Here is a 19,373-nt window from a genome sequence, read left to right on the forward strand (position 1 = left end):
GAAGCTCAAAAACATACCATTCAAAGTGCCAAGAAGACAAAGCGCATAAAGAGAAGAGAATCCTCGCTGTGGTGGATGTACCTTCCAGCTCTATTCATGGTTTCTTTCTTCATCCTTTATCCCTTTGTGAACGGGTTAAAGATCTCTTTCACCAATTGGAACGGGTTTTCTCAGACCTATGATTATGTTGGACTTGATCAATATACCCGAATGCTGAAAGACGCAAATACATGGTTGGTTGTAAAAAACACTTTGTTATACGGACTCGGAAGTACCATCCTCCAAAATGCGATTGGCCTTTTGTATGCTCTATTGTTAAACCAGAACATTAAAATCAGGTCATTTACGAGGACGATCGTTTATCTGCCAGTCATTATAAGTCCTTTAATTATGGGGTATATATGGTACTTTTTCTTTGCCTTCCAAGGCGGTGCATTAAATGATGTCCTCATCTTTTTCGGTCTGGAAAAGATCAATGCGTTAGGCGATCCTTCCATCAACACCTGGATCATCACTTTTGTGAATACATTCCAATTCGTCGGAATTGCGATGATCATTTATTTGGCAGGTTTGCAAAGTATTTCAAAAGACTACTATGAAGCTGCTGAAATTGATGGCGCTTCCTCATTTCAACAATTTAAAAATATCACCTTGCCACTATTGATGCCTTCTATAACTATTAACATGGTCATTAATATCATCGGCGGCTTGAAATTATTTGATGTAATTATCGCACTTACTGGCGGAGGGCCTGGATATTCCTCACAATCTATGTCCACTTTCATGTATGACTTGTATTTTAATAGACAAGATGCCGGTTATGCCGCGACCCAGGGGATTTTAATGGCGCTTATCATTTTAATCTTAAGTCTTTCAGCGTTGATTTACTTTAAACGCAAGGAGGTTGAAGCTTAATGGATTATATGAAAAAGAGTAAAAAGGTGCTCCTGACGATTTTTGCTTTGTTGGTCGCGTTATTTCATTTAATTCCTTTTTATATTTTGATTACGACCGCACTGAAAGAAAGGGGGGATTTTAGTTCAAAATGGATTTTTCCGAAGAAGTGGTCTTTTGAGAATTTTTTGGAAGCCTGGGAAACGGCCAATCTGGGGAATGCGTTTTTCAATACTTCTTTTATTACACTTTTTTCAGCCTTGTTGTTAATTCTGATAGGGTCCATGGCTGCCTATCCGCTTGCAAGACGTCAAACCAGGCTGAACAAGTTTGTGTTCATGTTAATAATCGCGATCATGGTGATTCCACCTTTAGCTGCTTTGGTACCTCTTTATCAGCTGGTGGTGGATATTGGGATGATGAACACCCGTCTAATTGCAATCTTTAATAACGTGGCTGCTTATTTGCCGCTAACGATCTTTTTATACGCAGGCTTCATTCGTTCCACCATCCCGAAAGAACTCGAAGAAGCAGCGCGAATCGATGGGGCAAGTACATTAGGCATCTTTTTCAAGATTGTATTCCCGCTTTTAAAGCCAGTGACTGCATCCATCTTAATCATTTCATGTGTTTATATATGGAATGATTATCAATTCGCGATTTTCTTCCTCCAGTCCGAGGAAGTAAAGACCATTACGGTTGCCCTTTCAGGCTTCTTTGGCGAAAATGCAAACAAGATGAATCTTGTTGCCGCTGCAGCGATCATGGCCGTGCTGCCAATGGTCATCCTGTTTTTACTCTTGCAAAAACACTTTGTCAAAGGATTATCATCCGGTTCTGTAAAAGGCTGATGGTAAACTGTCAAGATAGGTGCACAATTATGAATAACGTACAACCATCTGGATGAGAATCACCGGCTAGTTGACATCATTCATCATATTTCGGGATACATGGCAAAAGAAATCAGCCAGTTGCTGGATCTTTCAATGAGTGCCGTCGAAAGCAGGCTGCGCAGGGCAAAGGAGAAGCTAAAAGAGGAGTTGTTTGCTCAAATGAATGAAGTGACTGGTGAAGAGAAATTAGGAAAAGGTGACGCAAATTAACTTTATAGAAGGTATGCCAGGATCCGGGAATTTGGTTTTAAAGACCCGGATGGGAATTCGCTCTCTATTTGTTATGTGACTTTTTCGGGGTAGGAGTAATAACGGATCCTTACGATTAGCTTGCAGTTGTTGCAGGTAAGGATAACTAAACGAGACATTGGAGGTATAAGCGATGAAAGTTACGATTATTGGAGCGGGCAGTGTGGTTTTCGCAAAAAGACTCATATCAGATATCTTGAGCTTCCCCGAGTTGAAAGAAACAACGTTTGCACTAACCGATATTAACCCTGAACGGTTGCAAACATCGGAGAAGATGGCAAAATCATTAATTGAAAGCAACGGCAACCTAGCCCATGTGAAGGCTTTCCTGGACAGGAAATCAGCTTTAGAAAACGCTGATTATGTAATAAATCTAATACAGGTCGGCATGCATGAAGCAACATTACTAGACTTCGAGATTCCTAAAAGATATGGTTTAAAACAAACCATCGCTGATACGCTTGGAGTCGGAGGCGTGTTTAGAGCACTGCGAACGATCCCGGTTTTATTGGATATATGCAGGGATATGGAGGAGGTTTGTCCAGATGCATGGCTGCTAAACTATACGAATCCGATGGCCATGCTTATTCTGGCCATTCAAAAAGAGACTTCTATCAAATCGGTCGGCCTTTGCCACAGTGTCCAAAATACGGCGGAGGAACTAGCTTCGTATTTGAAGATCCCAGTTCAAGAGCTTGAGTACAAAGTTGCCGGGATTAATCATATGGCCTGGTTTCTGGAACTTAAACGAAATGGAATTGACCTTTACCCGGATTTGTTTTTGGCGATGGAAGATGAAGAAATCTACGCGAAAGATAAAGTTCGCTTCGAAATGATGCGCCGTCTTAATTATTTTATAACCGAATCAAGTGAACATATGTCTGAATATACTCCATATTTCATTAAGCGTGACAGATTGATCAAAGAATTCGACATTCCAATCGACGAATATATAAAAAGAAGTGAGGATAATTTGAATCACTTCAGCGAAACGAAAAGAATGATAGAACGCGGCCAGCCTTTCGAGGTCCAGAAAAGCCATGAATACGGCGCGCCCATTATCCATTCCATCGAAACCGGCGTCAACCGGGAGATATGGGGGAATGTGTTGAATACGAATCTAATTACGAATTTACCCGAAAATGCATGCGTGGAAGTACCTTGCTTAGTCAATAAACAGGGAATTCAACCGATCCATGTCGGAGATCTTCCTCCGCACCTGGCTGCGATGAACATGACAAACATCAATGTACAACAGCTTGTTGTGGAAGCGGCTCTTACAGGTAATATCGATTATGTGTACCAGGCGGTCATGCTTGATCCTCATACAGCATCGGTATTATCACTGGACGAAATCTGGAACATGACCAAAGAGCTGATTGATGCCCACGGAAGCAGCCTGCAGACATTTACTAAAGGACGAAATCTTAGCTTTAAAGGCAAAGTTGCAGCACGTTAATTTGTAACTTTATAGAGTGCTGAGGTAAAAAAAAATTAGGCGGCCCTTAAAAAGTTGTCGCCTATTTTAACTAGCCTTTTTGAGGGAATGTTCTGTTGCTGTCAGAAGAGTCTATTGATCTTTGTAAAATGAACAAGGTGTACACCAAACATCATGGATACATGCTGTCCCATGTTTAAAAGGAAGACACTATAAAATGGTAATAATGCGGCGGAGAAACAGCAAAAATAATGAACTTGCCAGTGGAAAGCTCCGTCTTTGCTGGGCAATGAACGTGAAGTAATAGAAAGACGGAAATCATTTATACTTATTTAATAGAAAGCAAGCCTCCGCTTCAAAGTTTAAGCGTGGGCTTACTGACGATTCAAAGAACGGAGACTATATTCCTCTACATGATTTCAAACCGCGTGTACCTCACATACTTCAAAGCAAAGGCGAACAATCATTAGAGAATGAAGAAATCCTCACTGTTGGAATGAGCGACAAATAGGTTTATTTCCATCCGGCCTATTTTTAATTTGGCTTCAAGCAATGCCTTGTCTTCAATGACTTTTAGAAAAAAATCAAAAGGCTTTTTATTCATCTTCAATAAATTGTTGTTTCAAACAGAAATTCTAGGTATATGTTCTCCTGAGAAGGTAATTTTATGGTGAAAACCAAAACTGAGAAATTCGTTTGTGAAATTAGCATAAAGAGGTTAACGAACTTTTGTTTATTTGCATTTTGCTAAAATAGCACATTTATCTGTGTGCTGACTTCGAAGATAATGAACGATAAGGATAAATTAAAAAGCAAGATTTCACATGCAATCCATTTCAAACTTTGCCATAATAGGGACTAGAAAGAGGGGAGTAATTCATGATTCGACTGTATGGGGCCTTAGTCGGGCTTAGTTTGATTTGGGGATTATCGTTTGTTTTTATGAAGTGGCTGTTGGAGCCTGCGGGGGTATGGGGTATCGTTTTTCTACGCTGCTTGGCCGGGGCCATCATCCTGCTTCCTGTTTTATGGTGGAAGCGAAAGGAGATAAACTGGAAATTACCGTGGAAAGCCTTAGTCCTTGTAGGGGTTTTCAACTGCGGTTTGGCCTGGGGATTGATTCCCCTCAGTGAGACAGTGATCAACAGCACGACCGCTTCCATTATTAACGCAACTACGCCGATTTGGACGGGACTTATTGGATTTATTCTATTTTCATATGTTCTTAGCGGCCGTCAGTGGGGTGGAATTCTTATCGGATTTTTCGGGATACTCGTGCTAATGGATTTTCAATTCGGACAGCTTTTCGGGCAGGATTTCATCGGGATTGGAACGATGTTGTTAGCCGCGATTTGCTATGGGTTTGCCGGTCAATTTACAAAACGTTTCTTAACCGGTACTGGTGTATTAGTCATTACAACATTTACTTTACTGACAGGTGCGGTTATTGGTTTCATCGGTATGTTGCTAACGGAGCCGATAAAGACAGACTTGTTGCTGGAGCCTTTGCCGATTTTGGCTATCATCGGGCTCGGATGCTTTGGGTCAGGACTGGGACAGCTTATTTACTTTTACATTAATACAAAGGGAAGTCCAGAGCTGGCAGCGACCGTTACCTATCTGATTCCTGCGACCGCCATGATTTGGGGCTATGTCCTGCTTGATGAGGCAATCACACCGAATTTAATCATCGGACTGCTTATTATTTTCCTTGGGGTTTATCTTTCTTCGAGGAAGCCGGGGAAAAGCAGGGGAGAAGATGCTTCAAAAAATGGAGACCAGGAAGCGGCTTTGCAGGCAAAATAATTAAGGCAGTCCCCATTTACAACACGGGGACTGTTCTTTTTTCTAGTTACCGTTTGACCGGGTTAGCCTGATACGGATTACAGCCGATGGATTTTCTAATTTCGTTCGTAATTTGAGGTAGTTTGGTAACGCTTTCATTTATCTGTGATAATTGAAACTTAACACTGCCGTCGTAATAAACCGGTTTCTTTTCCACAGGACCCTCTCCTTAGTTTTAATTATACAATTTAATTATAAGTCTTTTGAACTATAAAACAACATAATTCCAAAATTTATAATATTTTTAAATTAAATAGTAATGAAGGGTGTTTGAATGAGAAGATTAGCAAAACGGCTAAGGTATTAATAATAGTGTGGGTTATCATTAAATGATATTTCCTTGAAAATCCATTTTTCTGTGAGTAAGATGGATATAGCAATGGTATTTGGTAAATAAAAAACGAAATAGAAAGACAAAAACTATCTGTTCAACAGGAGTGGAGGATGTTTATGAAGATCGTCATAGCCCCGGATTCTTTTAAAGAAAGCTTGACGTCCATGGAAGTGTGCCATGCTGTCGAGAATGGCTTCCGAAAAATTTTTCCTTCTTCTGACTATGTGAAGATCCCGATTGGTGACGGTGGTGAGGGTACCGTCCAATCCCTTGTTGATGGAACGGACGGCAGACTAGTGAGCTTGTCTGTTACAGGGCCGCTTGGAAATAAAGTAGATGGCTTCTATGGAATTTCAGGAGACGGTCAAACGGCCTTCATTGAAATGGCGGCCGCCTCAGGTCTTCATTTGGTGCCAAAGGAGCAAAGAAATCCGCTGCTTACAACGACGAGGGGGACAGGAGAGTTAATTTTTGATGCTTTAAATCGCGATGTTAAGCAAATTATTTTAGGGCTCGGCGGATCAGCTACAAACGATGGCGGTGTTGGTATGGCAGCCGCTTTAGGAGTGAAGTTTTTCAATAAGGCGGACGAAGAAATCCCGCCACAAGCTGATCATCTAAATGATTTATACCGTATAGATATTTCTAAATTGGATGTACGCTTAAAAGACATAAAAGTTGAAGCCGCCTGTGACGTCACGAATCCGCTTGTAGGTGAAAAGGGAGCTTCTGCCGTTTTTGGTCCCCAAAAAGGGGCAACGGAAAAAATGATAAAAATGCTAGACAAAAATCTACACAACTATGCCGAAGTAGTAGAGAACTGCTTACACGTGTCCATAAAAGATCTACCTGGCGCTGGAGCAGCAGGCGGTTTAGGAGCGGGAGTGCTAGCTTTTCTAAACGGAGAATTGAAAAAGGGAATTGATATTGTATTAGATTTTACGAATTTTGAACAGCTGGTAAACGATGCGGATCTGGTCATAACAGGAGAAGGTCAGATTGATTCGCAAACGATTTATGGCAAAGCTCCTATTGGGGTAGCTAAAAGAGCAAAAAAATATGATATTCCGGTTATCGCGATTGCGGGATCTATCGGTTCCAATTATGAAGCGGTGTATGATCATGGAATTGATGCTGTTTTCAGCATTGTGAATGAGATTACAACGTTGGAGGCTGCACTTGAAAATGGAAAGTTGAATATGGAAAAAACAGCAGAAAACGTGGCAAGGCTGCTTCGCATTAAATGAAGTAATCAACTTGATTATTTGAAATTGTCCAACATAAGATGCCTAAAATAAATGGGTACTGAAGATATCAGCGATTATTATTTTTTTAGCGCTGTTATTTAAATTTAAGAGATATTACAAAAATCTAGCAGTCCAAAATATGTTCTTGAGCGAAAAGGGTTGTGAAGTCTTAAGAAATTCAACGTCTTTCATAAAAAGTGGAGGAAGCAAATGAAACCAAAAGTTTATATTACAAGAAAAATTCCTGAACAGTTCGTAAAGCAAATCACTGAGATCTGTGACGTCCGAATGTGGCAAGAAGAAGAAACGCCCGTACCGTATGAAATCTTGGAAGAAGAAATAAAGGATATGGATGGTTTGCTCTGCCTGATAACCGAAACGATTGATGATTCTTTGATTAAGAAAGCCAAAAATCTTAAGATTATCGCTAATATGGCTGTAGGCTACAATAATATAGATGTAAAAAGCGCGACAGATCATGGCATCATGGTCACGAATACTCCAGGTGTATTAACCGAGACGACAGCTGATCTGACCTTCGCCCTCTTAATGGCAACCGCCCGCCGCCTGGTAGAGGCTTCCGATTATTTAAGAAAAGGGGAATGGAAAACTTGGTCGCCCATGCAGCTGACCGGCCAAGACATTTATGGAGCCACTTTAGGCATTATCGGATTAGGCAGGATTGGAGAGGCATTGGTAAAAAGGGCTAAGGGCTTTGATATGGACGTTCTTTACTTTAACCGAAGCAGAAAATATGAACAAGAGAATGAATTAGGCATAATATATAGCTCGCTTGAAAACCTGTTAAAAGTCTCCGATTTTGTATGTATTATGGTTCCGTATAGTCCGGAGACTCAAAATTTAATTGACGCTGAACAGCTTTCTTTGATGAAGGAGACGGCTGTGCTGATTAATACGGCAAGGGGCGGGATTGTTAATGAAATTGCATTATATGAAGCCTTAAAAAACAAGAAAATTTGGGGAGCGGGTTTAGATGTCTTTGAAAATGAGCCTGTCTCTTTAGATCATCCTCTTCTGACCTTGCCGAATGTCGTTACTCTTCCGCATATCGGGAGCGCTAGTATAGCAACAAGATTGAAAATGGCGGACCTTGCCGTAACGAATTTAATTGCTGGTTTGCAGAATAGGAAGTCTAAAAACCTGGTAAATGATATAGGGGTTAAGAACTAGATATACTATTTCTTTTAATAAATGTATTTAAACAACCGCTGAGCACTATTGTAGCGGTTTTTTGTTTACAGCTTTAGAATCTATCAACTCCTTTAATTATTAGAAAAATTGAGATATCTCTCATATATTTGGAAGTTATGCTAACATATTTATATGGATATGTTACTATCCAATTCAGTCGTAAAGAGGGGGAATCAAAGTGCCTGAACTTCAAGTTGATAAAAATATAAAGGAAACAGCAGTTCGAATCGGTTTTTCAGGTGTGGTTGCTGTAAAAGTCAAAAATGAAATAATCTTCAATTCAGCTTATGGCTATTCCAACAGAGCAGAAGAAATATGGAATACAACTTATACTCGTTTCGGCATTGCGTCGGGTTGTAAGCTGTTCACAGCCATAGCCATTTGCCAATTGGTTGAAAAAGGAACGATTTCTTTTGAGACTAAAATTAAGGACTGTCTAGAGATTGATTTTCCTCATTTTGATGAAGATATAACGGTACATCATCTATTGACACATACTTCTGGAATTGCAGACTATTTTGATGAAGACGTAATGGATGATTTTGAAGAACTATGGAAGGAAAGACCGATGTATTTATTAAAGAATCCATCTGATTTTCTGCCAATGATTCAAGATAACAAGATGAAATTCTCACCCGGGAAAAAATTCCATTATAATAATGCAGGGTTCATTTTATTAGGGTTAATCATCGAACAGGCAACGGGCGAAAGTTTTACTGCTTATGTTGAACATAATATTTTCAGACCTTGCAATATGAAGGAGTCCGGTTATTTTTCATCGGATAACCTTCCAAAGAATACGGCTTATGGCTATATCGAGAATGAACATGAAGGAACGTGGCGAACGAATGTTTATAGCATTCCGATTAAAGGCGGAGCGGATGGCGGGGCATACATAACAGCATCAGATATGCTGAAACTATGGGAAGGGTTACTTTCCAATAAGTTATTAAATTTTGAGTATACACAAATACTTTTGAAACCTCATATTTGTGTAAAAGATGAGCAGTTCTATGGGTACGGCATATGGGTCAAGAAACGAAACAATGATATTTTCAAGTACCATGTGATGGGATATGATCCAGGTGTTAGTTTTAATTCATCTTTCTACCCTGGTTCTGAAAGTGTTCTCGTAGTAACGTCAAATAAAGGGGAAGGCCCTTTCGAAATGATGAGTGCGATAGAAAACAGTCTGATCACAGATTAATTATATTTGGACTTGAGATTTATAACTGGATTATGAGATATATGATCGAGTTTTGATATTTGCTCGAAATCTGAGATATATGATCGAAATCTAAAATATATGACCGATACTGGATATATCACCAAAAGTCGAGAAATATCAACGAAATCGGTGATATATCATCGGAATCTCAGATATATCACCGAGATCTAAGCTGACAAATGAATTCTACCAGAAACGATGCTGTCTTAATCCAGCCGCTGATGATTCAGCGGTTGTTTTCTTTATCCCGCACGTCCTGATCTTCAGCAAATTCTGTCCCATAAGCCAGTTTACGGTTAAGGCTGCCTTGCTTTCTTTCGTTCGCTGTAATTTCCGGTGAACTGCTGAGCAAATAACGATGCACAAGAACTTCCACAGCCGTAATCAAGGTTGCTGATATAATGCTTCCCCAGGCAATTTGCAAATAGTTATCGAGAAGGATAGCGCCGAAGATCCACACGCTCACATAAATTAAAAGAAAATCAATTGCAGTCGCTGCTCTCTGTCCGAAATGAGGCAATACGATCCGGTCTCCAACCATATAAGAAACAATGGTGGCAAAAAGACTAAAGGAAAGAATATCTACAATTGTCGCATCAAAGAATAGATCCAATCCAATCGCGAAAGCAATTACACAGGTAATAAATTTTATAAACAATACGGTTACATATTTCAAGATCAGAACCTCCGTTTTTCTATGTAGTTTGTATCAAAACATTGATTTATAAACTTTAATTGCCCAAATATCTTGATAAAGAAATATGAAACTTTTCTAAAGTATTAGCAGTCCCATTATTTTTTCTACCATTATTTCTCGCTTTAAAAATTTTTATAAATGTTTATAAAAGGAAATGGAGCAATTTTGTCGAAATTCTTAAAGACAATATAATAAGGGGCTAATGCGTATGCGATCCATAAATATTATTGATGAAATGGACCTGTTATTGTTAGAGCATATCCCTGCAGTAACAGCTGTTATAAATGAATTCGGTGAAATTATCTACCTAAATAAAAAGGCTGTTGACTTCTTTGCTATAAAAAATATGGATTATCAAGGGTTTCCTTTTGTAAATGAAGCGGACGAGGAATATTTGCTCGCAACCATTCGAACTGAAAAAGAGACAGAAAGTAACTCAAAAGGAATTCAAATCAAAGTAAACGGCGAAATGAAATGGGTAACTTTTCAACATTCTTCTCTTAAACTAAAGCAACATGACAATTGCCATATACTTACTTTCTTTGACATTACGGCTTATAAAAAAACTGATTCGTTCTTGAACATAAAGAAAAAAATAACAAAAATGATTTTAAAGGGTGCGTCATTGCCCTACGTTTTAAACAAGCTGTCGCTCTTCGTTGAAGAACTGCTGCATAAGGAGTTCCATACCGGGGTTTTATTCCTGGATGAGTCGAAAGAGCATTTGCATGTTGCCGCTTCTCCGACACTCCCGCAGGCATTTATTAATCGTATTAATGGAATTAAGGTGTCACCCACTCTCGGTTCATGCGGACCCGCGATTATTAAGAAAAAGATGTTTGTTTGTTCAGACGTTGCAACCGATCCAAATTGGGAAGAGTTTAAGGATGTAGCACTTGAACTTGGTATCCGCTCCTCCTGGTCTTTTCCAATCATATTGGATAATGAGGTGATTGGGGCATTTACCATGTATCATTCTAAATCATATTCTCCAACAGAGTTTGAGGAGAAAGTGTTAGAAATGTGCTCCTATTTAATTGGACTTGCGGTGGAAAGGGATAAAGGCAGAAAGGCTATCGAATCCTTTGCTGAACAATCGCTGCTGACCCTGGCTAATTCGATACAGGATATTGTAATTTTCAAGGATCGAAAAGGAAATTGGGTTGAAACAAACGATTCACTCAAAGAAATTTTGAAGGTCGATAAAAATTGTCATGCCGGTAAAAACGATGAAGAAATCATGAATGTTTTTCCTGAAAATGAGTCATTTTTCCATGAAATTAAAACATTAACCGAGAACACGCTTGAATATAATCAACCGTGCCAAAAAGAGGTTACGATTAGGGATCATGGAAGTATGCGAATTTATGACATTAAGACAGCCATATTACAAGATACAAAAGGTGTTTTGCTTATCGGCAGGGACGTTACCGAAAAGGCAAGAATCAACGATGAGTTAATGATTACTAAAATGGAGCTGGAAAACACATTAAAACTCCAAAAAGCAATCATTTGCAAGTTCGTAAAAAGTGGAAACACGTTTAAAATTACAATGGCAAAAGGAGACGGGTTGCGTAGCATTGACTTGGATGAAAGCAAAATACTGGGCAGCACGCTTGAAGAGTTTTATCCTCCGGAACAGCTTGCACGAAAAATGGAGTATCTTGAAAGGGCATGGAGCGGTGAAGAAGTTTTATACGAGGATCAATTATTTGGCAATTATTTTCTTTCATCCCTTAAACCAATTTACAAGAATATGAAGACTAAAGAAATCATCATGACAGCGATGGATATCACCGGCTTCAAAGCCATGGAACAAAAGCTTAAAGAGAGTGAAAGGCGCTACCATTCGCTTGTGAAAAACAGTCCGGATGCGATTTACTATCAAAATACGGACGGTGTAATAGTAGAAGCCAACAAGGCCGTAGAAAATATAACCGGTTACAAAGTAAAGGAAATCATGAACCGGCCCTATCAGGATATTATCGATGCGGATTATTACGACCATACCACTTTTTATTTCAGACAAGTGCTTGATGGAGTTCCACAGCGCTATGAATCCTCTCTTATAACTAAAACCGGTGAGAAATCTTACGTTTCCGTGACATCGATTCCTGTTTTTGAAAACAAAAATGTAGTCGGTGTATTTGGTATGGCAAAGGATATCACTCACGAAAAAAAGATCGTCGAAGAACTGAGAAATACGAAAGAACAATTAGAATCATTCATCGAGAACACATCTGATTCGATTATTATTATGGATTTAAACGGGATTATCCTAAGCGTAAACAAGGCATTTGAAAGAATGTTGGGATGGAGTAAATCAGAAGTCAAAGGCAAAGATATTGTAATCATTCAGCGCGAACGAAAGCATGAATTTTATAAGTATGTTAAGGATATGAAAGAAGGAATCAGTATAAGTGATTTCGAAACTATACGGTACCATAAAGACGGACATGCCCTTGACATAAGTTTGACAGTTGGTGCGATTCGAGACAAGAAGGGTAATCTTATTGCTGTCTCCTCAATAATCAGGGACATTACTGACCGAAAGAAAACGGAAGATTTATTGCGGACAGCTGAACAACTCGCAGTGATCGGCCAGCTTGCTGCGGGGGTTGCACACGAAATCCGGAATCCATTGACATCTCTCAACGGGTTTCTCCAGCTTATCAGTGAAATGATCGATAAAAAAGAGTACATTCACGTCATGCGAGACGAATTGAAACGAATTGAATTCATTACGAGTGAATTCCTATCCCTTGCGAAGCCACATGTAAAGGTATTTCGGAAAAAAGACATCTCACAAATCGTGGATGGAGTCGTTAAAATCGCAGAGATACAAGGGGTGTTAAAAAATGTCGTCATCTTTGCCGAACTTGATGCGAACTTACCTCTCATTGAATGCGACGAAAACCAGCTTAAACAAGTATTCCTGAATATCTTAAAAAATGCGATTGAATCGATGGATGATGGTGGAGAGATATCCATTACTGCAAGAGAAATAAATGGGTTTGTTCATATTGATTTCACAGATACCGGCTGCGGGATTCCTAAGGAAAGAATCAAGCGTATAGGAGAACCCTTTTACAGTACCAAGGAAAAAGGAACGGGACTCGGACTAATGATCAGCAAAAAAATCATCAACGAACATAAGGGGCAATTATTGATAGATAGCAGGGAAGGTGCAGGGACAACAATTTCTATTCTGTTGCCGATCATTTCATAGTCGAAGTATAAAGTCGATTCTTTTAGGATCGGCTTTATACATTTATTAGATATATTATTACAAGTTTTATGTTAAATATGTCACAAAGTATTTACATTTATTCAATAATTAAGATAATTATTCATATATAATAAAAGTGTGAGATATTCCAGTATTTTCTGAAAGGATGAGAACAAATGGCAAAAGTATTATATGTCAAAGCAAATCCAAAGGCAGATGAATATTCTTTTTCTTCAAGATTGGCGAATGCCTTCTTAGAGGAATATCAAAAACACCATCCAGAAGATGAAATTGAAAAGTTGGATCTTTATAAAGCGGCAATCCCGTTCCTCGATGTGGATGTCTTCAGTGCGTGGGGTAAATTTGCTTCCCATGATGAACTTTCAGAGATAGAGAAAGAGAAAGCTGAGCATATGGACAAGTTGACAACTCAATTTTTGGAAGCTGACAGAGTCATATTTTCAGCACCATTTTGGAATCTTAGCTATCCTCCCATGCTGAAGGCTTATATAGATACGATTTGCATTGCAGGTAAAACCTTCGAATACACTGAAAAAGGGCCGGTCGGACTCGTACCGGACAAGCCGGTACTTTTAATAGAAGCTAGGGGCGGTATTTATTCGAAAGGCCCTGGCGCAGAAATGGAATATTCCCAAAGGTACTTGAAGACGATCATGAACTTCATGGGAATACAGAACTTCACACCATTCATTATTGAAGGGTTGCATCTTGATCCGAGCAAGGCTGAAGATATTTATCAGGAAGCTGAGCAAAGAGTGAAAAAATTAGCGCTCAATTAAAGTGTGGGATAGAAGAATTCTTTAAGTTGAATCAAATAATAATATTATGTTAACTAATAAGTGAAGAATCATTTAAAACTCACTATTCAGCCCAACTGCCAACTTAAATGGAAGTAGAAATTAATGATAGTATCCCAGTAAAATCTAAACACCAAAACCGATTTTCCTTTTGAAAAGGGAAATCGGTTTTTTATTAATTTAGCTGGATTTTAGGGGTGGATCCGTATTTGGAGCGGATTTATCAAGTCGTGTCATTTGACTAATAAACAGGGAAGGGTGTAATAATGTGTATATCCCTTTTCTAAGTCGTGAATTACAGGGAACCACAAATAGAAAGGAAGTTATCAATGCCTACATTATTAGATTCATTTGAAATCAAAGGACTGCAATTAAAAAACCGAATTGTTATGCCTCCAATGTGTCAGTATTCGGTTGAGGCGAAGGATGGGATACCAAATGATTGGCACTATACACATTATACGAGCCGGGCTGTCGGAGGTACCGGTTTAATCATTATCGAGATGACAGATGTAGAGCCTGATGGCAGAATTACTGACAATGATCTTGGGCTCTGGTCAGACGATCATATTCCGGCTTTCAAAAGAATTATTCAATCATGCCAAAGCTATGGAGCGAAGGTTGGCATTCAAATTGCCCATGCCGGCCGGAAAGCGGAAGATGCTGAAGTACCAGTATCTTCGTCTGCCATTCAATTCTCCGATCAATACAAAAAACCGCGGGAGTTGACTACTGAAGAAGTCAAGGAGATGGTGGGCAAGTACGAAGCAACTTTTAAACGGGCGATTCAAGCGGGAGTTGACACGCTTGAAATCCATGGAGCCCATGGTTATTTAATTCAACAATTCCAATCTCCTTTAACCAATAAGCGCAACGATATCTATGGTGAAGATAAAAGCCGCTTCGGTGTTGAAATTATCGAAGCTGCACGTCGCGTCATGCCAGAATCAATGCCGTTGATCATGAGAATTTCCGCAGTAGAATACGCGGAAGGAGGCTATGATTTGGATTACTCGATTGACCTTGCAAAACGCTACAAAAAAGCGGGCGTTGACATGTTCCACGTTTCTTCCGGCGGGGAAGGAACGAAAGGCCCGGCGTCTGCAGGCCCGGCTTATCAACTCGACTTTGCCAAGGCCATTAGAGAATCAGTTAACATCCCGACAATTGCCGTCGGCCGGATGGAAGATTATCATTTGAGTGATGAAGCCATTCGCGAAGGAAAAGCAGACCTTGTTGCGGTAGGAAGAGGAATGTTGCGCAACCCATTCTGGGCAAATGAAGCTTCGGTAGCACTTGGCGGAGAACCTCTTACACCAAAGCAATATGAGAGAGGCTATGGGCTTAGATAATCAAATGGGAAAGTTTATACTTTTTTACCTCCCCAAAAAAGACTATGATAAAATGTAATTAATACGGTAAAAAGCTAGCATTTATATGCTGGCTTTTTATTAGGGAAGGTTTTCATTGAAGAGTTACTGGTTAAATAATATCCATTAAAGCTTTGTACCTAAATTTGAGGTGAGACACATGGAGTTAACAAATATTTTACATAAATTAAAAAGCCATACACCTACTATATTGGGAAGCAGAAGCTTTTCAAAGTACGCTGTCTTATTGCCGCTCATCCAAAAAGAAAATGGCATTCATGTCTTATTTGAAGTCCGTTCGCTTGAACTAAGGAGACAGCCTGGAGAAATCTGTTTTCCGGGAGGAAGAATTGATTCAGTGGACAGCGACGAAAAAGAAGCTGCCATTCGGGAGACAATCGAAGAATTAGGAATAAAAAGAGACAATATTACCGGTGTGCTTCCTATTGATTATCTGATTTCCCCGTTTGGAATGATCGTTTATCCGTATGTAGGATATATTGACTGTCCTGACAGCATCCAACCGAATCCTGCGGAAGTCGGGGAAACTTTCACGGTACCGCTCTCGTATTTTTTAACCAATGAACCGGAAGTACATCATGTCAAATTTAACGCGGAACCTGCGGAAAACTTTCCATTTGAATTATTGGTTGGCGGAGAGAATTATAATTGGCAAGCCCGGCAAATGGATGAGTTTTTTTATGTATATGAGAACAGGGTAATTTGGGGATTAACGGCAAGAATCCTTAGCCACTTTATTGAAATTCTGAAGGATTGATGAATTTTATATATCATTTTCATTATCGGGAAAGTTCTATTATAAAAAAGCGGTAACCTTGCCCCGGTTTTTTTATCAACCAGAAACAAGATATATATTTTATTTTGGAACGGGTAACCATGTCACATAGGGCTAGAGACTTTATATGAGCCTGTTATTCCTCTTAGATTGTATGAAGTTATACAGATGACCTTACAATGTCTGATCCCGTCAGTCCTTAAATATTTTTTCTAATATAGGAATCCAAGTTACGTATGAAGGTCGCGGGTCTTCAATAAGAAGGATCGTCTTTTTCTCTTTTTTGGGAATTGTACAATTATTCGTGTGCAATTAAAGCGGGTATTGTGATGGGTTGTCCTAAATGGTTGTATTACCTAAAAAGGTATATGGGGGAGGAATATAGTTGCAGTCTGCACAAACTTTAGGCAAGCAAATTGTAGAGCAACAGTTGGAGTTATCGCAGAAAATTAGTGTTCGCTTGAGTGAAAAGTATAATAATTTCCTTCAGGAAAGCAACTTAGAGGACGAGGCTATTGTTCATTGGCGGGCGAAATTAATCGGCTATATTGGAAGTGCATTAATTTATTTCCATACAGATGATGTTTGGAGTGATGTGACAGACTGGGCAGCGCAAACGGGGAGAGGAGCCGTTCAGTATGGTGTGGCGATCGATGAATTGCTAAACACCAATAAAGTATATCGCAGTATCATTTGGGAATTCCTTCAAGAAAAGATAGACAGAGAAAACACAACCATTGAATCGATTTTGAAGATTAACAATATCATTGATACGATCATGGACCAGACCGCCTACATTTTCAGTGTTTCTTTTGTGGAGTACCACAAAAAAACACTAGGAATAGCCAGGAAAGCATTTATGGAGGTTTCTACTCCGGTTGTAGCTTTATCGGATGAAATCGCCATCCTACCATTGATCGGTGAATTAGATACAGACCGGGTAACCATCTTAATAGAAACTTCATTAGAAAGATGCGCAGCGCTCGGAAATACGGAGTTAATCATTGACTTATCGGGTGTGCCCATGATTGATACAATGGTAGCATTTGAATTATTCCGGGTCGCCAATGCTCTTACCTTGCTTGGAGTGAGACCAACTTTCACAGGGCTGCGACCTGAAATCGCCCAAGCCGTCGTGAACCTTGGCATTGACTTTAAAAAGATTCAAATCATGAGCAGCTTAAAACAGGCTATCGCGACAATTAATAAGATGTAACGAACAAACAGTCAGCACCTTAGCTGGCTGTTTTATTATGAAGGCTTAATTTTGTGGTAAATCCAAAACAAAAGCGCCTATGAGGAAAGACGCTTCTCCATCATTTATAAAAAGTTTCAAAAGGTTGCGAAACAAATGATTCCAATAATAATTAGTAAAATGAATAAAACAATAATCAATAAAAAACCGGAGTCAATCCCGCCTTCGCCCATGCAGCAATACACCTCCTTGAAACAGGGGTAATGTAGTGTATGATTATTAGAAGGACTTGTATAGGTTGAATTCTCCAGATAGTATAAAAAAACATTAACCTTCAGAGCCCAAAATCATAGTTGTCAGACTAGGAATGATCACAGGTTCTGACGGCGGCCGGGTCGAAGTTACCCATACATTCCTTACAGTGAATTCTGTACAGTTTGGTGGTGGCACCGTCATTGTGACTGACAGATTGAATATAATTATTTATTAGTTTGATAAAATGTTGACCCTGTCTCTAGCGAGATTTGTGAGGTTACTTCTGTAATGTGATTATGAAATCCAACCATCTTCTCAAACATATAGATGGCGATGTTAGGAAAAGGATACTATACAAAAGTATGCATAAGTTGAAATATTTTCTGCTAGATACAATGCTCGAAAGAAGGGAAATAATCATGATCGAGTTAATTCTGCAATATAAATGGACATTTTTTATTATCGGTGAAATCGTCTTTTGGGGAAGTATAACGGGCTTTGTATTGTTGAGATATCTTTTTGGCCTAGATAAGTTAAGTAAGTATTTTATCTACATTTGGTTGCTTAGCGATTTATGGCTTTTATTCATCGGTATTTTAGATTACACTCACACAGGTAAATTTGATACATTTCAAATGATCATTATCGTGTTTCTTATTTATGCACTTACGTTTGGCAAAAAAGACTTTAAAAGATTGGATCGGTTTATCAAGAGAAACGTAAGGAAATGGAAGGGAGAAGAGCCAGAGGCAGAAGAACAAGCTGAAAAAATATACGGTATGCCATTTTTTATAAATGAGCTAAAAGGCTTAGCTATCCATGTCGGAGTTTACGGAGTGGTTCTTATTACACTAGCTTTTTTATTAGACCTTCAAGATTATGTAGATATTGTTATATTAGGAGATTTGAATAATACAATCAAAAATATAACGGAGAAAGGTCTTTTTATGGATCCTGCTGTGGGAAAGGCAACCGGGATATGGACCCTTGTTCTCATCATCGACGCAATCATTACTTTTTCCTATTTAATTTTTCCTAAAAAGAAATAGCAAAATTGCAGTGAAATTTAAGCAAATCAGATAGCAATCCACAAAAGATGACAGGTTCTCTATATATATTAACTATTCATCAAGACCTCTTTTAGTTGACCGTACTTCTTTGGATTGTTATAATCGTTTTATTATTTTCTTATAGCAAGCGATGAACGTTATGGGTAACACTATAACGGGAGCAGCTTCTGGAGAGACCGCGGAATGCGGCGCCGAAGGATTCACAATCTCAGGCAAAAGGACAGAAGAGTAACTTATGGAGCATATTATAGGTTATTCTATTTCCTTTCGAGATTGGAGCTATTCCAATCTTTTTTTTATTTTCCAAAAACATATGAGGAGATGGATTGATGAGACGAGCAGTCGTGAGTGTTGTCGGCAAAGATCAAGTGGGAATTATCGCTAAGGTGACCACTGTTTTATCAGATAACGAAATCAATATATTGGATATCAGCCAGACAATTTTACAAGACTTTTTTACCATGATGATGATTGTCGATGTAACAGAGGTTGAAAATCTAGATAACTTGCAAGAAAGGTTAGGAAATACAGGGGAAGAACTCTCTTTAAAAATAAACATCCAGCTTGAAGAAATTTTTCAGGCGATGCATCGCGTCTGAACAG

General features: G+C 39.0%; 18 protein-coding genes and 1 riboswitch. Of the genes, 15 read left to right on the top strand and 3 right to left on the bottom strand.

All coding sequences use genetic code 11. From position 1 onward, the window contains the following. The first annotated feature begins 75 nt into the window (after window positions 1–75). The 5 genes from LQ216_RS00825 to LQ216_RS00845 all read left to right on the top strand — a co-directional run bounded on the left by LQ216_RS00825 (window position 76) and on the right by LQ216_RS00845 (window position 5,280). Window positions 76–915 carry a sugar ABC transporter permease gene (locus LQ216_RS00825; protein WP_230126430.1) on the top strand — a complete coding sequence of 280 codons (840 nt, stop codon included), beginning with the start codon at window positions 76–78 and terminating at the stop codon, window positions 913–915. Further along, entirely contained in the window at window positions 915–1,745 is an 831-nt protein-coding gene (locus tag LQ216_RS00830; protein ID WP_230126235.1) for a carbohydrate ABC transporter permease, read from the top strand. The genes LQ216_RS00825 and LQ216_RS00830 overlap by 1 nt, the downstream gene beginning before the upstream one ends. An 87-nt stretch (window positions 1,746–1,832) precedes the next feature. Beyond that, window positions 1,833–1,997, top strand: a complete 165-nt coding sequence (locus LQ216_RS00835) for a sigma factor-like helix-turn-helix DNA-binding protein (RefSeq protein WP_290369210.1) — start codon at window positions 1,833–1,835, stop codon at window positions 1,995–1,997. 172 nt (window positions 1,998–2,169) lie between these two features. Then, a complete protein-coding gene (locus LQ216_RS00840) occupies window positions 2,170–3,495 on the top strand; it encodes an alpha-glucosidase/alpha-galactosidase (RefSeq protein ID WP_230126237.1) in 1,326 nt (441 codons plus the stop codon). Window positions 3,496–4,353: 858 nt separating this feature from the next. Further along, window positions 4,354–5,280 (top strand): EamA family transporter, encoded by a 927-nt coding sequence (locus LQ216_RS00845; RefSeq protein WP_230126238.1) that lies wholly within the window; start codon window positions 4,354–4,356, stop codon window positions 5,278–5,280. A gap of 46 nt (window positions 5,281–5,326) precedes the next feature. On the opposite strand, the gene LQ216_RS00850 is transcribed toward LQ216_RS00845, so the two are convergent. After that, window positions 5,327–5,476 (bottom strand): hypothetical protein, encoded by a 150-nt coding sequence (locus tag LQ216_RS00850; RefSeq protein ID WP_174234278.1) that lies wholly within the window; start codon window positions 5,474–5,476, stop codon window positions 5,327–5,329. 293 nt (window positions 5,477–5,769) lie between these two features. Here LQ216_RS00850 and LQ216_RS00855 point away from each other — a divergent pair, with 293 nt between their 5' ends. The 3 genes from LQ216_RS00855 (at window position 5,770) to LQ216_RS00865 (ending at window position 9,319) form a co-directional block, all read left to right on the top strand. Continuing rightward, window positions 5,770–6,900, top strand: a complete 1,131-nt coding sequence (locus tag LQ216_RS00855) for a glycerate kinase (protein WP_230126239.1) — start codon at window positions 5,770–5,772, stop codon at window positions 6,898–6,900. A 210-nt stretch (window positions 6,901–7,110) separates the two neighbouring features. After that, window positions 7,111–8,091 (top strand): D-glycerate dehydrogenase, encoded by a 981-nt coding sequence (locus tag LQ216_RS00860; protein WP_230126240.1) that lies wholly within the window; start codon window positions 7,111–7,113, stop codon window positions 8,089–8,091. 193 nt (window positions 8,092–8,284) lie between these two features. Beyond that, window positions 8,285–9,319 carry a serine hydrolase gene (locus LQ216_RS00865; RefSeq protein ID WP_230126431.1) on the top strand — a complete coding sequence of 345 codons (1,035 nt, stop codon included), beginning with the start codon at window positions 8,285–8,287 and terminating at the stop codon, window positions 9,317–9,319. Window positions 9,320–9,566: 247 nt separating this feature from the next. Here the strand turns inward: LQ216_RS00865 and LQ216_RS00870 are convergent, their stop codons facing one another. Further along, entirely contained in the window at window positions 9,567–10,016 is a 450-nt protein-coding gene (locus LQ216_RS00870; protein ID WP_230126241.1) for a YndM family protein, read from the bottom strand. Between the two features lie 229 nt (window positions 10,017–10,245). Between LQ216_RS00870 and LQ216_RS00875 the strand changes: the two genes are divergently transcribed. The 5 genes from LQ216_RS00875 (at window position 10,246) to LQ216_RS00895 (ending at window position 17,466) form a co-directional block, all read left to right on the top strand. Further along, on the top strand, window positions 10,246–13,266 hold the full coding sequence (locus tag LQ216_RS00875) for a PAS domain S-box protein (protein ID WP_230126242.1): 3,021 nt from the start codon (window positions 10,246–10,248) through the stop codon (window positions 13,264–13,266). A gap of 176 nt (window positions 13,267–13,442) precedes the next feature. Next, window positions 13,443–14,066 (top strand): FMN-dependent NADH-azoreductase, encoded by a 624-nt coding sequence (locus LQ216_RS00880; RefSeq protein ID WP_230126243.1) that lies wholly within the window; start codon window positions 13,443–13,445, stop codon window positions 14,064–14,066. A gap of 347 nt (window positions 14,067–14,413) precedes the next feature. Continuing rightward, window positions 14,414–15,436, top strand: a complete 1,023-nt coding sequence (locus LQ216_RS00885; RefSeq protein WP_230126244.1) for an NADH:flavin oxidoreductase/NADH oxidase — start codon at window positions 14,414–14,416, stop codon at window positions 15,434–15,436. A gap of 178 nt (window positions 15,437–15,614) precedes the next feature. Continuing rightward, window positions 15,615–16,232 (top strand): CoA pyrophosphatase, encoded by a 618-nt coding sequence (locus LQ216_RS00890; protein ID WP_230126245.1) that lies wholly within the window; start codon window positions 15,615–15,617, stop codon window positions 16,230–16,232. Window positions 16,233–16,635: 403 nt separating this feature from the next. Beyond that, a complete protein-coding gene (locus LQ216_RS00895) occupies window positions 16,636–17,466 on the top strand; it encodes an STAS domain-containing protein (protein WP_230126246.1) in 831 nt (276 codons plus the stop codon). 116 nt (window positions 17,467–17,582) lie between these two features. Here LQ216_RS00895 and LQ216_RS00900 read toward each other — a convergent pair whose 3' ends face one another. Then, a complete protein-coding gene (locus tag LQ216_RS00900) occupies window positions 17,583–17,678 on the bottom strand; it encodes a YjcZ family sporulation protein (RefSeq protein WP_230126247.1) in 96 nt (31 codons plus the stop codon). 441 nt (window positions 17,679–18,119) lie between these two features. Between LQ216_RS00900 and LQ216_RS00905 the strand changes: the two genes are divergently transcribed. Further along, window positions 18,120–18,749 (top strand): hypothetical protein, encoded by a 630-nt coding sequence (locus LQ216_RS00905; RefSeq protein WP_230126248.1) that lies wholly within the window; start codon window positions 18,120–18,122, stop codon window positions 18,747–18,749. A 178-nt stretch (window positions 18,750–18,927) separates the two neighbouring features. Further along, window positions 18,928–19,004: riboswitch (glycine riboswitch) on the top strand. A gap of 95 nt (window positions 19,005–19,099) precedes the next feature. Beyond that, window positions 19,100–19,369: an ACT domain-containing protein gene (locus LQ216_RS00910; RefSeq protein ID WP_230126249.1), complete on the top strand. Its 270-nt coding sequence runs from the start codon at window positions 19,100–19,102 to the stop codon at window positions 19,367–19,369. Window positions 19,370–19,373 lie beyond the last annotated feature (4 nt).

It is taken from the genome of Bacillus sp. CECT 9360 (assembly GCF_918741275.1).
Taxonomy (GTDB): domain Bacteria; phylum Bacillota; class Bacilli; order Bacillales; family DSM-1321; genus Peribacillus.